Origin of the sequence: Paracandidimonas soli, assembly GCF_004342005.1 — a bacterium.
Lineage (GTDB): Bacteria > Pseudomonadota > Gammaproteobacteria > Burkholderiales > Burkholderiaceae_B > Paracandidimonas > Paracandidimonas soli.
On the sequence record NZ_SMBX01000001.1, the window covers coordinates 761,370 to 780,110 of the forward strand.

At 60.8% G+C, this 18,741-nt stretch carries 20 protein-coding genes; 10 read left to right on the top strand and 10 right to left on the bottom strand.

The genetic code is table 11. The annotated features are described in order from the left end of the window. The first annotated feature begins 21 nt into the window (after window positions 1–21). The 3 genes from gap (at window position 22) to EV686_RS03540 (ending at window position 2,814) form a co-directional block, all read left to right on the top strand. Window positions 22–1,032: a type I glyceraldehyde-3-phosphate dehydrogenase gene (gene gap / locus EV686_RS03530; RefSeq protein ID WP_132473517.1), complete on the top strand. Its 1,011-nt coding sequence runs from the start codon at window positions 22–24 to the stop codon at window positions 1,030–1,032. 4 nt (window positions 1,033–1,036) lie between these two features. Continuing rightward, window positions 1,037–2,230: a phosphoglycerate kinase gene (locus tag EV686_RS03535; RefSeq protein ID WP_132473519.1), complete on the top strand. Its 1,194-nt coding sequence runs from the start codon at window positions 1,037–1,039 to the stop codon at window positions 2,228–2,230. Window positions 2,231–2,304: 74 nt separating this feature from the next. Next, window positions 2,305–2,814 (top strand): acyl-CoA thioesterase, encoded by a 510-nt coding sequence (locus tag EV686_RS03540; protein WP_132473522.1) that lies wholly within the window; start codon window positions 2,305–2,307, stop codon window positions 2,812–2,814. Here the strand turns inward: EV686_RS03540 and EV686_RS03545 are convergent. Genes EV686_RS03545 through mutL form a run of 3 tightly spaced genes read right to left on the bottom strand, consistent with a single transcriptional unit; the run spans window position 2,781 to window position 6,552 of the window. Continuing rightward, a complete protein-coding gene (locus tag EV686_RS03545) occupies window positions 2,781–3,653 on the bottom strand; it encodes an NAD-dependent epimerase/dehydratase family protein (RefSeq protein WP_243650722.1) in 873 nt (290 codons plus the stop codon). The two genes, EV686_RS03540 and EV686_RS03545, sit on opposite strands and share 34 nt — an antisense overlap. A 38-nt stretch (window positions 3,654–3,691) precedes the next feature. After that, window positions 3,692–4,630, bottom strand: a complete 939-nt coding sequence (gene miaA / locus EV686_RS03550; RefSeq protein WP_132473524.1) for a tRNA (adenosine(37)-N6)-dimethylallyltransferase MiaA — start codon at window positions 4,628–4,630, stop codon at window positions 3,692–3,694. Continuing rightward, window positions 4,627–6,552, bottom strand: a complete 1,926-nt coding sequence (mutL, locus tag EV686_RS03555; RefSeq protein ID WP_132473526.1) for a DNA mismatch repair endonuclease MutL — start codon at window positions 6,550–6,552, stop codon at window positions 4,627–4,629. Before mutL ends, miaA begins: the two co-directional genes overlap by 4 nt. A 219-nt stretch (window positions 6,553–6,771) precedes the next feature. On the opposite strand from mutL, the gene EV686_RS03560 reads away from it, so the two are divergent. From EV686_RS03560 to EV686_RS03590, 7 genes are read left to right on the top strand one after another with little or no spacing between them, the layout of a single operon-like run. Next, window positions 6,772–7,125 (top strand): Zn-ribbon domain-containing OB-fold protein, encoded by a 354-nt coding sequence (locus EV686_RS03560; RefSeq protein WP_132473528.1) that lies wholly within the window; start codon window positions 6,772–6,774, stop codon window positions 7,123–7,125. Window positions 7,126–7,136: 11 nt separating this feature from the next. Beyond that, complete coding sequence (locus EV686_RS03565; protein WP_132473692.1) at window positions 7,137–8,282, top strand: thiolase family protein; 1,146 nt, start codon at window positions 7,137–7,139, stop codon at window positions 8,280–8,282. Then, the gene (locus tag EV686_RS03570) at window positions 8,248–9,039 is read left to right on the top strand and encodes an SDR family oxidoreductase (protein ID WP_243650723.1); all 792 of its coding nucleotides are present in this window, start codon (window positions 8,248–8,250) and stop codon (window positions 9,037–9,039) included. The genes EV686_RS03565 and EV686_RS03570 overlap by 35 nt, the downstream gene beginning before the upstream one ends. Window positions 9,040–9,049: 10 nt before the next feature. Continuing rightward, window positions 9,050–9,853, top strand: a complete 804-nt coding sequence (locus tag EV686_RS03575; RefSeq protein WP_132473530.1) for an enoyl-CoA hydratase/isomerase family protein — start codon at window positions 9,050–9,052, stop codon at window positions 9,851–9,853. Between the two features lie 32 nt (window positions 9,854–9,885). After that, on the top strand, window positions 9,886–11,115 hold the full coding sequence (locus EV686_RS03580) for a CaiB/BaiF CoA transferase family protein (protein WP_132473532.1): 1,230 nt from the start codon (window positions 9,886–9,888) through the stop codon (window positions 11,113–11,115). A 7-nt stretch (window positions 11,116–11,122) separates the two neighbouring features. After that, the gene (locus EV686_RS03585) at window positions 11,123–11,848 is read left to right on the top strand and encodes a nitroreductase (RefSeq protein WP_132473534.1); all 726 of its coding nucleotides are present in this window, start codon (window positions 11,123–11,125) and stop codon (window positions 11,846–11,848) included. Window positions 11,849–11,888: 40 nt separating this feature from the next. After that, entirely contained in the window at window positions 11,889–12,923 is a 1,035-nt protein-coding gene (locus EV686_RS03590; RefSeq protein WP_132473536.1) for a Bug family tripartite tricarboxylate transporter substrate binding protein, read from the top strand. Window positions 12,924–12,952: 29 nt separating this feature from the next. Here EV686_RS03590 and gcvA read toward each other — a convergent pair whose 3' ends face one another. The 7 genes from gcvA to EV686_RS03625 all read right to left on the bottom strand — a co-directional run bounded on the left by gcvA (window position 12,953) and on the right by EV686_RS03625 (window position 18,741). After that, entirely contained in the window at window positions 12,953–13,834 is an 882-nt protein-coding gene (gcvA, locus tag EV686_RS03595) for a transcriptional regulator GcvA (protein WP_132473538.1), read from the bottom strand. 155 nt (window positions 13,835–13,989) lie between these two features. Further along, window positions 13,990–14,415, bottom strand: coding sequence for a PaaI family thioesterase (locus tag EV686_RS03600; RefSeq protein ID WP_132473540.1), 426 nt, complete (start codon window positions 14,413–14,415; stop codon window positions 13,990–13,992). Window positions 14,416–14,573: 158 nt separating this feature from the next. Then, window positions 14,574–15,950, bottom strand: a complete 1,377-nt coding sequence (locus tag EV686_RS03605; RefSeq protein WP_132473542.1) for an N-acetylmuramoyl-L-alanine amidase — start codon at window positions 15,948–15,950, stop codon at window positions 14,574–14,576. Beyond that, window positions 15,902–16,426, bottom strand: a complete 525-nt coding sequence (tsaE, locus tag EV686_RS03610; RefSeq protein ID WP_132473544.1) for a tRNA (adenosine(37)-N6)-threonylcarbamoyltransferase complex ATPase subunit type 1 TsaE — start codon at window positions 16,424–16,426, stop codon at window positions 15,902–15,904. Before tsaE ends, EV686_RS03605 begins: the two co-directional genes overlap by 49 nt. Before the next feature lie 52 nt (window positions 16,427–16,478). Further along, a complete protein-coding gene (locus EV686_RS03615) occupies window positions 16,479–17,381 on the bottom strand; it encodes an AEC family transporter (protein WP_132473546.1) in 903 nt (300 codons plus the stop codon). Between the two features lie 87 nt (window positions 17,382–17,468). Beyond that, complete coding sequence (gene cynS, locus EV686_RS03620; RefSeq protein ID WP_132473548.1) at window positions 17,469–17,912, bottom strand: cyanase; 444 nt, start codon at window positions 17,910–17,912, stop codon at window positions 17,469–17,471. Window positions 17,913–17,922: 10 nt separating this feature from the next. Then, the gene (locus EV686_RS03625; RefSeq protein ID WP_132473550.1) at window positions 17,923–18,741 is read right to left on the bottom strand and encodes an ABC transporter ATP-binding protein; all 819 of its coding nucleotides are present in this window, start codon (window positions 18,739–18,741) and stop codon (window positions 17,923–17,925) included.

Consider the following 18,741-nt stretch of genomic DNA (forward strand, 5'->3'; position numbering starts at 1 on the left):
GAACAGGATAGGAGAACTTCCATGACCATACGTGTTGCGATCAATGGATACGGGCGTATCGGCCGTACCGCCCTCCGTGCCGTCTACGAAAACGGCAAGAAGCACGGCATCGAAATCGTGGCGATCAATGCGCCCGGCGACCACAAGGTCATCCGGCACCTGACGCAGTACGATACGGTGCACGGCCGCTTCAATGCCGACGTCTCGCTCGACGGCGACTACCTGGTGGTCAATGGCGACCGCATCCGCCTGTTCGCTACGCGCAATCCGGCCGAACTGCCGTGGAAGGAACTGAACGTCGACGTCGTCATGGAGTGCACAGGCCATTTCACGTCCAAGGAAAAGGCCAGCATCCACCTGCAGAGCGGCGCCAAGAAGGTACTGATCTCCGCGCCCGGCGGCAAGGATGTCGATGCCACGATCGTATACGGCGTCAACCACCAGATACTGAAGGCGACGGACACCGTGGTGTCCAACGCATCCTGCACGACGAACTGCCTGGCGCCGCTGGTCCACCCCCTGCACCAGAAGCTGGGCGTGGTCAACGGCCTGATGACGACCATCCACTCCTACACCAACGATCAGGTGCTGACGGATGTCTATCACTCCGACCTGCGCCGCGCGCGCTCGGCCACGCAGAACATGATTCCCACCAAGACCGGCGCCGCTTCGGCCGTCGGCCTGGTGCTGCCGGACTTGGCCGGCAAGCTGGATGGCTATGCCATTCGCGTTCCCACGATCAACGTATCGCTGGTCGACCTGACGTTCACGGCCGCGCGCGAAACCACGGTCGAGGAAGTCAACGGCATCCTGCGCGAGGCTTCCGATGGTCCGCTCAAGGGCATTCTTGCCTACAACGAAGATCCCCTGGTATCCAGCGATTTCAACCATACGACGGTTTCCTCCACGTACGATTCCACGCTGACCCGGGTCAAGGGCTCGCTGGTGAAGGTTTCGGCATGGTACGACAACGAGTGGGGCTTCTCCTGCCGCATGCTGGATACCGCCGTTGCCATGATGGAAGCGGGCTGACACTATGGCAGGCGTCAAGACACTAAGCGCTCTGGCCCGCGACGGCCAGCTGTCCGGCAAGCGTGTGTTCATCCGCGTCGATATGAATGTGCCGCTCAATGGCAGCGAAGTCGCTGAAGATACGCGTATCCGCGCTTCGGTTCCCGCTATCCGCATGGCGCTCGAAGCGGGCGCGGCCGTCATGGTCAGCTCCCACCTCGGCCGTCCGGTCGAAGGAACCGTGCGCCTGTGCGATTCGCTCGAGCCTGTGGCGCAGCGCCTGTCGCAGATCCTGGGCATGCCGGTGCCCCTGGTCAGGGACTGGGTCGATGGCGTCAATGTCGCGCCCGGCCAGATCGTTTTCCTGGAAAACAGCCGCTGCAATGTCGGCGAAAAGAAAAACGATCCCGATCTGTCGCGCAAGCTGGCGGCGCTGTGTGATGTCTACGTCAACGACGCCTTCGGCACGGCGCACCGCGCCGAGGCGACCACGCACGGCATGGCGAAATATGCGCCCGTGGCCTGTGCCGGCCCGCTGCTGGAAGCCGAGCTCGATGCGCTGGGCAAGGCGCTGGACAATCCGGCGCGCCCGCTGGTGGCCATTGTCGGCGGTTCCAAGGTTTCCACCAAGCTTTCCATCCTGCTGGCGCTGGCCGAACGCGTGGACCAGCTGGTGGTTGGCGGCGGCATCGCCAACACCTTCCTGCTGGCCCAGGGCTTCTCCATCGGCAAGTCTTTGGCCGAGCCCGATCAGGTCGACCAGGCGCGCGCCGTCATCGAGCTGATGAAGAAGCGCGGCGCCGATGTGCCTATCCCTACTGATGTCGTCGTGGCGTCCGAGCTCAGCGCCGAGGCCGCGGCCGTGGTCAAACAGGCCGACCAGGTCGGCCCGGAAGACCTGATCCTGGATATCGGCCCCGAGACCGCACAGCGCCTGGCGGACATCATGGCCAAGGCCGGCACCATCGTCTGGAACGGCCCGGTCGGCGTGTTCGAATACGAAGCCTTTGCCGGCGGCACCAAGGTCATCGCCCAGGCCATCGCCGACTCCAAGGGCTTTTCCATTGCGGGCGGTGGAGATACGCTGGCCGCCATCGCCAAGTTCGGCATCGGCAGCCAGGTTGGCTATATCTCCACCGGCGGCGGCGCTTTCCTGGAGTTCCTGGAAGGCAAGACGCTGCCTGCGGTAGGCGTATTGCAGGAGCGCAGCCAGGACTGATTTCAGTTTGTTGCTTGGCGATGGCCGGACGATAAGCGTCCGGCCATCGTTGTCTGCGTCCGATGGAGAAAAACATGGACTTGCCTGCTCACCAATTGACGATGACAGTGTTGATGACTCCCGACACTGCGAATTTTTCCGGAAATGTTCACGGGGGCGCGATTCTCAAGCTGCTCGACCAGGTCGCTTATGCCTGTGCCAGCAGGTACGCCAACCGCTACGTAGTCACGCTCAGCGTGGATCAGGTGACTTTCCGGCAGCCCATCTATGTCGGCGAGCTGGTGACTTTCCTGGCAAGCGTCAACCACACTGGCACGTCATCCATGGAGATTGGCATCAAGGTGATAGCCGAAGATATCCGCAGTCGGGTCGTGAGACACGTCAATAGTTGCTTTTTCACGATGGTGGCAGTGGACGACGACCGCAAGCCGGCTGCAGTGCCTGTGCTGGAGCCGTCAACGGAAGACGAGAAGCGCCGCTTTGCCGCTGCGCAAGTGAGGCGTGCGCTGCGTCGCGAGATAGAGCAGCGTCAGCAAGAGATGCCGACGTCTTATGGCGCTTCCGATTCGGTCAGCCGGGCATAGCCTTGCAGGGAGTCGGGCCAGAGAAAACTGAACCCGGATTCCCGCAGCCGTTTGTTGTCCAGCCTGCGGCCGGAGGATGGCGGCGATATCGCGCTGCGGGCAGGGCGGGGCGCACCTATCAGCTCGGCCAGGCCGTCGTAGAGCATGTCGATGGGATAGGGATGGTCGTCGGTGCCGATATAGCACGGCGCCGGATCAGGCGACGCCAGCAGGTGCAGGCAGGCGCGGGCGGCGTCTTCGATATGAATGCGGTTGGCCCAGTGCGTGCCTTGCGCCGGCACCTTTGCCTGTCCTTGACGTATCCTGTCGAGCAATGCGGCGCGGCCCGGTCCGTAGATGCCGGACAGGCGCAGGACGACGGCCTGGGTGGGCAGCATCTGGTACAGAAGCTGCTCGGCCTGCAACAGTATCCTGCCGTTGAAGTGCGTAGGTTGCGGGACTGTGTTCTCATCCGCGGCCGTGTCTCCGGGCCCGTAAACGGCAGACGATGACACGAACACCAGCCGCAGGGGCGGCCGGGGCAGCGCGGCGATCAGGTTTTGCAGGCCGTGCAGGAATAATGCGGAATAGGCCTGCTCGGAGCGTTCGCCCGGCGCGGGGGCGTAGAGCACGTGGCTGATGCCATCGGGCAGCCTGTCCAGGCTGTCCGTCTGCGTCAGGTCGGCAGCCAGCCAGCGGATCTCGTGATGACCGGCCGGGGGGTTGCGGCGCAGTCCGATGACCTGGCCGCCCTTCTCCAGGAACAGCCGGGCGGTGCGCATGCCGAGATCGCCGGCGCCGGCCAGCAGAAGTGTGGGCGTTTGCATCATCGAGGCATGATAGCAGGCGCCTGCTTGCATATGCCGCTGATCTCTGTCATGCCTGTGGTCGGAGGGAATCAGGCGCGCTCTTCCCAGACTCTTGCCGCGCTCGCGATGACCTGCCCGGCAAGATCCGGGCGCAGGCAGTCGATGGCGATGCGGCCGGGCTGGGAGCGCAGCCAGGTCAGCTGTCGTTTTGCCAGTTGCCGCGTGGCGGCGATGGCCTGCTCGGTCGCCTGAGCCAGGCTGCACTTGCCGTCCAGATGGTCCCATAGCTGCCGGTAGCCCACGCAGCGGATGGATGGCAAGCCGGTGTGCAGGTCGGGACGCTGCTTGAGCCTGCGGACTTCGTCCAGCAGCCCCTGGTCCAGCATCTGGCGATAGCGTTGCGCAATGCGGGCATGCAGAGCCAGGCGGTCGGAAGGTTCCAGGCTGACGGTAACGTATTGGCTGCTTTCGTTGGCTGCCTGGTGCTTGCCCAGCAGGGACGACATGGGTTTGCCGGAGATGCGGTGGATCTCCAGCGCCCGCTGTATGCGCTGGCTGTCGTTGGGCGCCAGGCGGGAGGCGGTTTTCGGGTCGATTTTCGCCAGCCTGGCGTGCATGGCCGGCCATCCGATGGCTGCCGCCTGCTCATCCAGTTCAGCACGGATGGCCGGGTCCGCCGGAGGCAGGTCGTCCAGTCCTTCGCGCAGGGCCTTGTAATAGAGCATGGTGCCGCCGCACAGCACAGGGCGATTGCCGCGCGCTTCGATGGTCGCGATCAGCGACAGGGCGTCCGTGCGGAATTCGGCGGCCGAGTAGGATTCGGCGGGATCGCGGATGTCCAGCAGATGGTGCGGTATGCGTGCGCGCTCTTCGGCCGAGGGCTTGGCTGTGCCGATGTCCATGCCGCGATAGATGGTGGCGGAATCCACCGTGATGATCTCGATCGGCCAGCGCTCGGCCAGCGCCATGATGGAAGCGCTTTTCCCGGCGGCGGTAGGGCCGGCGATGCAGAGGATGGGAGCGATCATTGGCCGCGCAGGAAAAACTTGTCGAGGTCGCCGACGGTCCAGTGGATCCAGGTCGGGCGGCCATGATTGCATTGGTCGCTGCGTTCGGTGTTTTCCATCTGGCGCAGCAGTCCGTTCATTTCTTCCAGAGTCAGCCGGCGGTTGGCGCGTACGGAGCCGTGGCAGGCCATGGTGGAGAGCAGGGCGTTGCGCTGTTCAGTCAAGCGTGGAGAACTGCCGACGCTGGCCAGATCCTGCAGGACGTTGCGTACCAGGGCTTCGATATCGCCGCCGGCCAGCAGTGCGGGCACGGCGCGCACCGCCAGCGCCGTCGGACCTGCGGGGCGGATGACCAGACCCAGTTCTTCCAGGGTTTCGCTGAATTCCTCCGCCAGGCCGGTTTCCTTTTCGGAAGCGCGCAGGACGACAGGCACCAGCAGCTCCTGGCGCGGCAGGTTCTGCTGGTCCATGGCCTGCTTGAGCTTCTCGTAGACGACGCGCTCATGGGCGGCATGCATGTCCACCAGGATCAGGCCTGTGCGGTTCTGGGCCAGGATGTAGATGCCGTGCAACTGTCCCAGCGCCATGCCCAGCGGGAATTCGTCGGCGGCATCTGCGCTGTCCGGCGTCGGGGTGGGAGCGGGAGCGGGAGTGGCTGGCGCCGTTGCTGCCATTGGCGTCGTCGCGGAAGGACGATACAGGTCCTGCCAGTTCCTGTTCGCAGCGTTTGCGGTATCGCGGTCGCGCAGCGGAAAGGATTGCTGTGAGTAGGCTGGATAGGAAGGATGCGGCCGTTGCTGGGCGGCAGCTGGTATTGATGTCTGCAGAGGCGGGCTTTGCGGCGAGGCATATGCCACAGGCTGCGATTGGAAGGAGGGGTTTTCCGCCGGGGCGCCGTCCTGCGCGGGGGCGGCTTGCGGCGCGGCCGCGCTGGTCGCGGCCAGGGTCTGGCCGATCGTTCTGGAGACGAACTGGTGCACGGCGCCGCTGTCGCGGAAGCGGATTTCGTGCTTGGCGGGGTGCACGTTGACGTCGACCGTCGCCGGATCGATGGACAGGAACAGCACATAGGCGGGCTGGCGGTCGCCGTGCAGAACGTCGGAGTAGGCCTGCCGGATGGCGTGCGATACGGTTTTGTCCTTGACGTAGCGGCCGTTGACGTAAAGGTATTGCTGGTCCGCGCGCGAACGGGCGTGGGTGGGGCGGATCACCATGCCCTGCAGCGCGATCAGTCCCTGGTCCAGCGAAACGGGCAGCGACTGCTCGGCGAATTCGCCGCCCAACACGTCGCGTACGCGCTGCACCATGTCGCCGGCGCGCCATTGGCGCGAGGGCTTGTCGTTGTGGAAAAGACGAAATGCGATGTGAGGGTGGGCCAGCGCGATGCGGCTGAGCGCTTCGACGCAGTGGCCGAATTCGGTGTTTTCAGTGCGCAGGAATTTCCGCCTTGCCGGTACGTCGTTGAACAGGTGGCGGATGTCTATCGTGGTGCCGTATGCGCCCGAAGCCGGGGAGATGTCGTTGATGCCGGCTTCGATCTGCCAGGCATGTTCGGCCGCTTCTGTGCGCGAGATGATGCTGAGCTGTGCGACGGAAGCAATGGAGGCCAGCGCCTCGCCGCGAAAGCCCAGCGAGGCGACGGATTCCAGTTCTTCCAGGGAGCGGATTTTGCTGGTGGCGTGACGGGTCAGCGCCAGCGGCAGTTCTTCGCGGGGAATGCCGCAGCCGTCGTCCGTGACAGCGATGCGCCGGATGCCGCCGCCGTCGAGCCGGATTTCGATGGATCGCGCGCCGGCGTCGATGGCGTTTTCCAGGATCTCCTTCAGGACGGACGCGGGCCGTTCGATGACTTCGCCCGCTGCGATCTGGCTGATGAGCAGATCCGGCAACTGGGCGATGGCGCGGCGTGCTGTCTTGGGAGGGCTGGAGGCTGTGTCGTTCATTGCTGGATGGTGATAAGGCCTAATGCGTATCTTACCGTATGGACCGGGGTCTTTTGTTGCTCTATCTAGTCGGCGCAGGCTCATGTGTGCTCTGACTTTGAATCCCGCGATTTTAAGTTGATAAAAAGTCAACCGAAGACGGAAAAAACTCGTTTGTCAGCGTAACGCCATGACGCCATCATGGCGGCCATACAAGCATTCAATTGACTGGAGACTGTAATGGCAATCGCGCTCGACAGGTTGTGGACCTCCGATCCGCAGCGTGCGCTTCTGGCTTCGCGCAATCGCAAGAATGGGGAATGGGACTTCCCCGTCGTACCCGAAAACTCGCCTAGGGCGGCAGACTTCGATGCTGTTCCCGTCAAGAACGCAGGTGTGTTGTACAGCTTCACGATCATTCACCCCAGTCCGAAGTCCGGACAAGCTCCTTACGCGCTGGGATATGTCGACTTTGATGGCCCAGTACGGATCTTCGGGCGTCTGGCCGGTACCGACAGGCCGGAGATCGGTAGCCGCTATGTGCCTGTGCCGGATGAGGCGTTTGGCTACGTTTTCAATCTTGTTCAAGGTTAATGGGCATTCTTATGCAAGACATCTATATCACAGGCGGAGCAATGACTGCTTTCGGGCGTCATGCTGGAGTACTGGCTCCGGAACTGGCGCAGCAGGCAATCTTGCGCGCATTGGAAGACGCCGGAACGACAATCGACAAGATCCAGGCGGTGTATTGCGCCAATGTGTTTGGCGGCATGATTCTGGGCCAGTTGGTGATTCGCGATCTCGGCATGCGCGGCATTCCCGTTTACAACATCGAGAATGCCTGCGCCAGCGGCGCCACCGGCGTGCATCTGGCACGCCATGCTCTGTTGGCCCAACAGTATGACACTGTGCTGGTTTTCGGTATTGAGCAGCTTACCGCGCTGGGTGGCGGCACGATTCCTATGCAGCGCAACGACAGCAAGACGGATCTCTACGCGACTTCAGGCATGGTGCTGCCCGCGGTCTATGCCATGCGCGCCACACGTCTCTTGCATGAGCGGCAGGCCTCCCCCCGGGATCTGGCGGCTGTCGCGGTAAAGAACCGCTACCACGGATCCCTGAATGATCTGGCCCAGCAGCGCACGGAAACGACTGTGGACGAGGTCCTGGCATCGCGCATGATCGCTGACCCTCTCACTCTGATGCAATGCTGCCCGTCCCAGGTAGATGGCGCGGCCGCAGTGGTTTTATCGCGTCAGAGACCTGCCGGCGGCCGGCCTGTGAAAATTCTGTCATCCGTAGTGGTCAGCGGGCTGCGTGAGCAGGCTGATGATGACATCCTGGATGCCGAGATCACCGCCCGAGCTGCTCGACAGGCTTATGAGCAGGCTGGAATGGGACCTGGCGATGTCGATGTCGTCGAACTTCATGATGCCTTCACGATTGCCGAACTGTTGTATTACGAGGCGCTTGGCCTGGCTCCTCATGGAGAGGCGATTTCGCTGCTCCATTCCGGGGCGACTCGTCTGGGCGGACGGGTGCCGGTCAACCCTAGTGGCGGCCTACTGGCCAAAGGCCATCCGCTGGGCGCCACCGGAGTCGCCCAAATGGTGGAAATCATGTGGCACCTTCAAGGACGGGCCGGGCAGCGTCAGGTCGCCCGGGCCCGCGTTGGTTTGACGCAGTGTACGGGCGGCGGCATTGCAGGGGTCGATCATGCCGCATCTTCCGTCCACCTTCTGGGGGTTTGAAATGCGCGTTGAAAACAGACCCATTGCAGTTGTGACGGGAGCGGCTCGCGGTATCGGACTGGGCATCGCAGAGCGTCTTGCCCAGGATGGCGCAGCCGTTGCCTTGATTGATCGTGATGTGGCTGCGCTGGAAGATGCCGTTGCGAAACTCCTGGCAGATGGATATGAGGCCATCGGTTGTGCAGCAAACCTTACCGACTCTCAGGATGTTGCCGCTGCTTTCAATCGGATTGCCTCCGAGCTGGGGCCAGTCGATTACTTGATCAACAATGCGGGCATTGAGCGCAGCATGCGCTTCCTGAATATGACCGACGATGATTGGGATATGGTGATCAGCGTCAATCTGCGGTCACAGTTCCTATGCTGTCGCGTTGCATTGCCAGGCATGGTCGAAAGAGGGCAGGGCAGGATAGTGAACATCTCATCCCGTGCGTGGCTGGGCGGCTTCGGCCAGGCAAACTATTCCGCTTCCAAAGGTGGCGTGGTCAGCCTGACACGGTCGCTGGCCATCGAGTTCGCTTCCAAAGGCATTACCGTCAACGCCATTGCGCCAGGCATTGTGGATACTCCGCTCTTTCGCAATTTCTCGGATGATGTGCAGGCGCGCCTGATGAAGTCGGTTCCAGCGAAGCGGATCGGTACGGCGCAGGACGTTGCCAACGCGGTGAGCTTCTTCCTGGATCCCCGGTCTTCATATGTGACTGGCCAGGTGCTGTATGTGTGCGGCGGCAGAAGTCTGTCATCGCCCAGCGTTTGAGGAGACAGGCATGACAGTATCCCGACGTATTGAAGGACATGTCGCTACGCTCGTCATGGATCGGCAGGAAGCGCTGAATGCGCTGGATATCGACACTTTGCGCAGCCTGCGGCAACACTTGGTCGAGGCGCGTGACAATCCGGAGATCCGGGTCGTTGTGCTGACCGGCGGCGGTAGCCGGGCATTCTGTGTTGGAGCCGACCTGAAAGGTACGGCATCCTCGCCTGCGACCTATGCCGAGGCATTCTTCCGGGCAAAGGAACCGGCTGCCGATTCAGGGCTGTATATCCGGCTCATGGATCTGTCCGATCTTGATTTATGCAAGCCCATGATCGCGGCAATCAACGGGCATTGCCTGGGCGGCGGACTTGAGATGGCGCTTCAGTGCGATATCCGCATTGCTTCGCAGGGCGCGACCTTCGGACTTCCAGAAGTGGTGGTGGGCTCGGTTCCGGCAGTGTCGGGCCTGCACAGGCTGTTGCGCGCTATTCCTTCCGCGGCGGCCATGCAAATGGTGCTGACCGGCGAGCGTATCCAGGCGGATCGGGTGCTGGAGTGGGGCCTGATTACCGAAGTGGTTGGCCCTGATGCATTACTTGGTCGTGCGATGGAAATTGCACGAAGGATAGCGGCCAATGCGCCCCTGGCTGTTCAGGCAGTCAAGAAGCTGGGCTCGCAAACAGCGCATCTGAGTCATGCCGACGCGCAGCAATTGACGGAGCTTTACTGGGGGGTTCTTCGGGATAGCGAAGACCGGCGCGAAGGCCGGCAGGCGTTTTCCGAGAAGCGCGCTCCCGTCTACGTCGGACGCTGAAAACTGCATTCAGGAACAGGAAGATTACAGCAATGATTCGGGAAGTACTGAAAGGCATAACGGTCGTTGATTTCACCCAGATCGGAGCTGGTCCTACTTGCACGATGCTGTTGAGCGACATGGGGGCACGTGTCATCAAGGTAGAGCCGCTCGGTGGAGAAATCGGACGCAGCCTCGGACCGGCCTGGGTTGGAAAAGATGCAGCGTTATTTCATGGATTCAATCGTGGCAAGCAAGGTATCGCCTTGAATATCAAAAGCGAAGAAGGCCGTGAGGTTGCCTTGGCTTTGATCGGCAGGGCGGATGTCGTTGTCGAAAGCATGCGTCCGGGAGCAATGGCTCGTGCCGGATTGGGCTATGAGCAGTTGAGGGGAAAATTTCCCAGACTTGTCTACTGTTCGATTTCCGCATACGGACAGCAAGGCCCTTATGCCGGCCGTGCGGGGGTCGATGGAGTCCTGCAGGCGGACTCCGGTCTGATGAGCCTGATCGGTATGCCGAACGGAGAGCCGTGCAAGGTGCAAGCGCCGGTGGTGGATGTGATGACAGGCTATGTTGCCTGCATGGGCGTGTTGGCATCATTGTCGCAACGGGACCGCACAGGCCATGGAGAGTATGTGGATGCAAGCCTGCTGAATTCGGCTCTGGCTTTGCAGCAGCCATCGATCAGCAGCTACTTTGCTGACGGGGTAGTGCCTTCACCCATAGGCAGCGCCGCGCCGTATTCGGCGCCCAATCAGGCATTCCATACAGCAGATGGCTGGATCATGGTGGCGGCTTATATGCCGGAGCGCTGGAATAATTTGTGTCAGGTGCTCAAGCGCCCGGACCTGCTTGATGACCCTCGCTTTCAGACTTCTCCTTTGCGTGTCAAGAATCTGGGGGCGCTGACTGCAACGTTGACGGAAACGTTCCGGACACGATCATGTGCCGATTGGCTTGTCGAGCTTGAGCAAGCCGATATCCTGTGCACCAAAGTCGCCGACTATGCAGACCTGGATCGCCATCCGCAGATCAGAGCCAACCGCATGCTTGTGGATCTGGATCTTGGCGAGCGAGGATCGCTGCGCGTCCCCGGGTTTCCGCTCAATAGCTGCCAGGCCAATGCCGCGTCGTATTTGCGCGCACCGGATCTTGGAGAACATACCGAAGCCATCCTGGCCGAGCTGGGTTATTCCGAGGAAAAGATCGCTCGTATGCGGGCTGGAGGTGCGGTTTTTTGCTCATCGGGCTTACCCAGCGCGGTCGATTGCCATGAGTGAGACGGTAATGAGCCATCTTTCGGTGATCGAAGCGTTGAAGTCCCGGCGCAGCGTGAGAGCTTTTCTTTCAGACCCCGTTGATCGGAAAGTCATAGAAAAGATCCTGCACTATGCGTCGCGCAGTCCGAGTGCTTCAAACATACAGCCTTGGAAAGTCCATGCCTGCGCCGGCGATACGCTGCACACCCTGAGTGAGGAGCTGGTGCGCACCCACTATGCCGACGGTGCCGGGCATGTCGAGGAGGTTCCCTATTATCCCGGTGAATGGTTCAGTCCATACATAGACAGGCGTCGAACGGTTGGCAAGAGTCTTTATGGCTTGCTGGGTATTCCCAAAGGCGACGTGCAAGGCATGCAGCGGCAGTATGCGCGCAACTACGCTTTCTTCGATGCGCCGGTCGGCCTGTTTTTTACGGTGGATCGCAGACTGACCAGTGGCCATGCCGTCTGGACGGATCTGGGTTCGTTCATGCACGGCATCATGCTGGCCGCACGCCATTATGGCCTGGATACTTGCGCCCAGCAGGCCTTTGCCAGATACCACAAGATCATTCGCTGGCATCTGCCTATTGGTGAACAGGAGATTCTTGTTTGCGGCATGTCCATGGGATACGCGGATACTGCCCATCCCGCCAACCAGCTCGTGACCGAGCGCGATCCGATCGATGCCTTCACAACGTTTTCAGGGTTTTCGTCTGTTGACCGGGATGCCCGGCAAGGCGAAGACAGCTGAGTTGTTCCTGCTTATCTATGACTATCAATAAGGAGACAAAGTGAAAACTACATTCCTATCTCGAATTCCCCATTGTCAATCGGGTGCAGGCAAATTTGCATTTGCCTCTGCGTTATCGAAATCGCTTCTGGTTTCCGCCGCAATGATGTTTGGGCTATCTACCGCGCATGCGGCAGACTATCCCAATAAGCCTGTTACGCTGATTGTGCCTTTTGCCCCAGGCGGATCGACAGATATCCTGGGCCGCCTGGTTGCCGATGAACTTCGCAGCCGTCTTGGACAATCAGTTGTCGTTGATAACCGTAGCGGTGCAAACGGCAATATTGGGACAGCATTGGCAGCCAAAGCGGCTCCGGATGGCTATACGCTGTTGATGGCAAATGCGGGAACCAATGTCATCAATCCATCACTGTATGACAATTTGAACTGGGATCCCATCAAGGACTTCACGCCGCTGGCAATGGTGGCGCGTGTCGACAATGTGGTTGTGGTGTCTCCGTCGATCAAGGCTGATTCACTGAAGGAGTTTGCGGAGCTTGCCCGGGCCAAGCCCAATAGCATTAATTATGGATCAGTAGGGGTCGGCAGCATCTTTCACCTTGCCGGAGAGATCTTTAGCCAGAGCGCGGGCATAGAAATGACTCACGTCGCCTATCGGGGCGCCAACCCCGCCTTGACCGATACGATTGCAGATAATATTCAGGTAATGTTTGCCACTATTCCGGGAGCGCTTCCATTCATTCAGGCTGGCCGGCTGAAGGCAATTGCCGTGACTGGACAAGAGCGTTCCTCACTGTTTCCTGATTTGCCGACGGCTGTCGAAGAGGGCTACCCGGAGGTTGTGATCGACAATTGGTTTGCAGTGCTTGGTCCTGCCGGGCTGCAGGATGATGTCAAGGAAAAGTTGCTGCAAGCCCTCGGAAGCATGGTGCAAGATCCGGAGTTTCAGGAAAAGCTGAAGGCTCAGGGGGCGGAGCCCGGCAAGGTGATGGATAAGGAGCTGGAGCAACTGATGGTAGCGGATATAGCGCGCTGGAAGGAAGTCGTTACCAAGGCAAATATCTCCATCGAATAGTATTGCCTGCAATAGCCTTCCGGAAGAGCCTAGGCAAGTTCGGCCAACAGCCACTTCCGGAAGAGTGCCAGACTCTTGCTTTCCTTGCGGGACTTGGGGACAAGCAAGTAATAGGTAAAGTCTCCCATGTCCACCGTCTGGTGAAATGGGGTTGCCAGCTTGCCGCAGGCCAGTTCGTCTTCCACCAGGAATTTCTGGGCGATGGCGAATCCCTGGCCTTCCAGCGCGGCGGCATAAGCCATGGCAGAGCTCTGGTATGTCATGCCGCGATGGGGATCTACGGTTTTAATCCCGGCTCCCTGTTCGAGCCAGATGGCCCAGTCGTCAGGGCGGGCGATCGAATGCAGCAAAACTTGCTTGCTCAAGTCGGCGGGTTTGCGAACGGATTTTGCCAGCTTGGGCGAACAAACCGGCACCAGTATATTGGTGACCAGCCGGTAAGATGTTGCGTTGGGCCAGGATCCCGAGCCTAGTCTGATTGCCGCGTGGATATCTTCTTTATCGAAATCCACGGGGTCGAGCGAGGCCATCAGCGAGACTTGTACCCCGGTATTGGATTCGTGAAAACTGGATAGGCGTGGGATCAGCCATCGCATGGCAAATGTCGTGTATGCCCTTACTTTCAATTCCTCCCGGCCGTCATGCATGGTGAGCCGGGCGGTTGCCTCGCGTATGTCCATCATGGCTTTGGATATTGTTTTGTAATACTCCATGCCCCAGGGGGTCAACGAAATTTGCCTGTGGCCCCTGATGAATAACTCGCGCCCAAGGGTTTCCTCGAGCATCTGGACTTGCCGGCTGACTGCTCCGGGAGTGACATGCAATTCCTCCGCTGCAGCCATGATGCTCAGTCTGCGTGCGGCGGCCTCGAAGGCGCGCAAGGCATTGAGGGGAGGGAGTGGATGTTGCATGGCAAGATGCTGAAAAATCAATTCAAAATGAATTTGAGAATTTCCTGGCGGCAGCCTGAATGATACGCTGGAACGTAGAGAAAGGGCCGTTGCCACCCGCAAATTGCACAATGGGTTTTTGTGGCTCGCGGGAGTGCGCAGACCGCACGGCCTGGTCAAGCGCTACCGGTGCCGGCAGAGCGCTTGAACGACCCCTGAGCTGTCGCGATGAGATCTCCTGCCGGAGTCGTGAGCTCTCCTGACGAGAAGTAGATTGAGCGTCCTGATCGCGTGACTGTGCCGGTGGCGCGCACTCGGCCTGAGCACGCTTTGTCCAGATAGCTGATGGTCAGCATTACAGTCACCGCATTTCCCAGTGATTCTTTATCACTGACGGCGAGCCCCGCGTATCCACAAGCCGCGTCCAGTAAAGTTGCAACCACTCCTCCTTGAAGGCTGCCCTGGCGATTGAGATGCTGGGGACCAATCTCCATCTCAAAAATGGCGCGGCCCGCTTCAACATCTATTAGCTCAATACCCAGGTGAGATAGCAAAGGGTTGTCGGGGCCGCCTGGAGCATCGGCGAAGATGGACTCGCTCATACTGATACCTTTTGATCATTTCCGCAAGATATGCCGCCAGTTGTGGCGGCAAGCATGAGTCTCCGCTTGGCCCGGGTATTGTTCAACCCATATTTGCATTTGCACGATTCAAGAAAACTCAAGCCAAAAGCCCATTCCCAGCGCTGTCAGGCATGGCCTCAGGAGCGTCGCGCGAGCCCCGGACTCTCGGAGAAGTAATTGCCGATGCCGGCCATCATGGCTTCCGCGATACGGTCCTGGTGCTTGGGGCTGCGCAGCAGGCGCTCTTCTTCGGGGTTGCTGATGAAGGCGGTTTCCACGAGGATGGACGGAATGTCGGGCGCCCTCAGCACGGCGAAGTTGGCGCGCTCCACCTGGCGCTTGTGCAGGCGGTTGATCTTGCCGATCGCCTCCAGCACCTGGGAGCCGATGCGCATGGCGTCGTTGATCTGGGCCGCGGTGGAAAGATCGAGCAGCACTTCGGCCACCTGCTTGTTGTGCGAACCGAGGTTCAGGCCACCCACCAGGTCGGCCTGGTTTTCTTTCTGCGCGAGTATCCGTGCGGCCGCGCTGGTGGCGCCGCGCTGCGACAGGGCGTAGACCGAGGATCCTCGGGCGCTGGGCTTGGTCCACGCGTCCGCATGCACGGAGATGAACAGATCGGCCTTGACGCGCCTGGCCTTTTGCACGCGCACGTGCAAAGGCACGAAGAAGTCGTTGTCGCGCGTCAGATAGGCGCGCATGTTGGGCTGGGCGTCGATCAGTTTCTTCAGTTTGCGCGCGATGGCCAGAACGACATCTTTTTCACGCGTGCCGCCGGGGCCGATGGCGCCGGGATCCTCGCCGCCGTGTCCAGGATCGAGCGCGATCAGGAGGGGCTGGTCGCGGCGCGCCGGTGCCGGCGACGATGGCTTGGGCGTCGAGGGAATCGAGGCGACGGGCGGAGGCGTTACCTTGGACGGCGGCGGCAAGCGCTGGCCCTCTACGGAGGGGATAGGCGCCTGGGTCGGAGAGTTCGCCGCCAGATTTTCCAGGATCTCGGCCAGCGGATCCTCGTCCTGCATATTGTCCATCAGGGCCAGCAGAGGGTCTTGCGCTACCTGGGGATACAGATCCAGCACCAGGCGGTACTTGTATTCGCCGATAGGCTTCAGCGTGAAGACCTGCGGCGCGATCGGCTGCTTCAGGTCCAGCACCAGGCGCACGACATCGGGGCGGTTCTGGCCGACGCGCACCGATGAGATATAGGGATCGTTGGGCTGGATCTTGGAGACGATGTCGTTGATGGCCTGGCTCAGTGTCAGTCCATTGATGTCGACGACCAGGCGGTTCGGATTCTCGAGCAGGAAGTGTTCGGCCTTGAGCTCGGTGTCCATTTCGAGCGTGACACGCGTGTATTCGTCGGCGGGCCATGTGCGCACTGCCACGATGGTGGCGGCGCGGGCAAGGCGGGGGATGATGGGCAGGATCAGCAACGCGCCGGCGGAAGCCAGCAGTTGGCGACGGGTTATGCGTGCGGAAGTGTCTGCAATCGGGGAGCGAGTGTATTCAGCCATAGGGTTCCTCGTTTGCTGTGCGCAGTCAGTCGAGCCGCTCGCCCGGTATCCGCATGTTCGAGGAAAAAGTCGAGATCGGGAGGGGGTAAAAGCGCCCCGGCCTGCTCAGGCCATTCGATCAAAACTACCGCGTTTTTCTGCAGAATATCCCGGAATCCAGCGTCCAGCCATTCTTGTGAGTCGCCAAATCTATAAAAATCAAGGTGATAGAAGTATAAGTTAGAAACTTTATAGGTTTCAAGGAGCGCGTAGCTGGGACTTTTGATACGACCTGTAACGCCGCAGGCCCGGAGGAAGGCGCGCGCGAAGCTGGTTTTTCCCGCGCCGAGGTCTCCATGAAGATGGATTCGTCCGCCCGGGCCGTCGTCGCCCGCGGCGTCGGTCAGCAGCGGAGCCAGCCATTGCGCCAGCCGCTCGGTGTCGCTTTCCGAGGAAAGGTGAAAGCGTATATCCGTAGTTTGCGAAGGGTTTTTCATAGATAAATCAAGGCTTGGCGGTTTTTCCGGTGGGCGGTGCGATGGCGGGCGCTCACGGAGAACCAATGCTGAGCCAGAACGGCAGGGTGATGGCCGACAGCATGGTGGTGCTTGTCATGACCAGCGCGACCAGGCGGCCGTCTCCTCCCATCCGGGTTGCCAGGACATAGGCCGCCGAAGCGGTGGGCAAGGCGCCGAACAGCAGCAGCATCTGGCGTTCGGCGATGGGTAAATGCAACACTTGCGCGATTGCCAGGGCGCACAGGGGCATGATCATCAGGCGTATGACGATGGTGGAAATGCCGATGCCCAGCGTTCCCCTGCGCGGCTCGAACGACAGGGTCAGGCTGGCGCCGACGCACAGCAGGCCCACGGCGATTGCGCAGGCGCCCAGGCGCGACAGCGCCGTTGCGACAGGCGTCGGCAGATCGAGTCCCGACATATTGAACAGCAGCCCGGCGAATGTCGCCAGGATCAATGGATTGCGCAGCGATTCGCGCAGCAGGTTGCTGCCCTGGTGCCGCGACAAGGCGTGCACGGCGGCAAAGTTCACCATCGGCACGGTAATGCCGACGATGATCGCCATCAGGCCCTGGCCTTCGGCTCCCCCCAGGCTGCCGGCCAGCGACAGGCCGATGTAGGTGTTGTAGCGGTAGGCGCACTGCGCAATGGAGGCATGCACCAGCGGGTCGGGGCGGAACAGGGGAACCATCAGCCAGGAAAGCGCGATGCCCGAGAGCGTCAGGCAGGCCGCGGCGGTGATGAGGGTGATAGAGCTGGACAGGTCGAGCGGCGCCTGGGCCAGCGAATGGAACAGCAGGGCCGGGAAGAGAATGTAGTAGACGAGTCTTTCCGCGCCATTGAAGAAGTCGCGCGACAGGATGTTCGCGCGCAGCAGCAGGCAGCCGATCGCGATCAACAGGAAGTCGGGAAGAATGAGCGGGAAGAGAGACATGATGGACGCGATTATAGGGGGTGTCCGGTCTCGGCCCGCAAAGCGGGCGAGGCCGGGACACCCCCGGGTCTCATGTCTTTGCGTGGATCAGTAGGTCTTGTACGGCAGGAATTTCCCGCTCATGACGATGCTGACGCGATCGCCCGCCGGATCGGGTTCGCGCTGCAGGTCCATGCGGAAATCGATGGCGCTCATGATGCCGTCGCCGAATTCTTCGTGGATCAATTCCTTGAAGGTAGTGCCGTAGACACTGATCAGCTCGTAGAAGCGATAGATGAGCGGATCGGTGGGAACGGAAGTCGGCAGCGAGCCTTTGTAGGGAACGACCTGCAATTGCAATACGGCGTCTTCCGGCAGTTCCAGCGCGGAGCCCACGGCTTCGGCCTGGGCCTTGGTGAGCGTCATCTGTCCCAGCAGCGCGGCGGTGGACCATTCTTTGCTCTGGCCGATGATGGCGGCCAGCTGCGACCAGGAAATGCCCAGTTTCTGCTTGGATTCCAGGATCAGGGTAGTGACTTCGGTGCGTTTCATGCGGGCTCCTTCAAACGGGTTCAGGTTCGGGTAGGGGGACATAGTCGTGGGACCGGTTGACCAGGAAGTCCACCAGATGATTGCGTATGCCGTAGTACTGCGGGTCGTGGTGCATGGTGGCCCTGGCGCGGTTGCGCGGGAGCGTGATTTCCACGATTTCCGCGATGCGGGCCTGAGGGCCGTTGCTCATCAGCAGTATTTTGTCGGCCAGCAGGATGGCTTCGTCCACGTCGTGCGTGATCATGAAGACGGTCTGGCCGGTGGCCTGCACGATGGACAGGAGTTCGTCCTGAATGGTGCCCCGCGTCAGCGCGTCCAGCGCGCCGAAGGGTTCGTCCAGCAGCAGCATCTTGGGCTGGATGGCGAATGCGCGGGCGATGCCGACGCGCTGCTTCATTCCGCCCGAAAGCTCGGATGGCAGGCGGTGCAGCGCATGCTTCAGGCCGACCATTTCCAGGTACTTGGCGCTGTGCTGTTCCACCTGTTCGCGGCTCCAGTCCGGCCAGCGCGAACGCACGCCGAACTCGACGTTCTTCAATGCGGTCAGCCAGGGCAGCAGCGCGTGGCTCTGGAACACGACGCCGCGATCCAGCGATGGGCCGCGCACTTCGCGGCCGTCCATGATCACGACGCCGCTGCTGGCTTCGTCCAGGCCCGCCAGCACATTGAGGATGGTGGTCTTGCCGCATCCCGAGTGGCCGATGATGCAGACGAACTCTCCCCTCTCGATGCCGAAATGCACGTTTTCGAATACGGGGGTCTGCGGCTTGCCCGAGGCATCGGGGTAGTGGCGCGAAAGGCCTTCTATCTTGAGGAATGGCTGGGACAT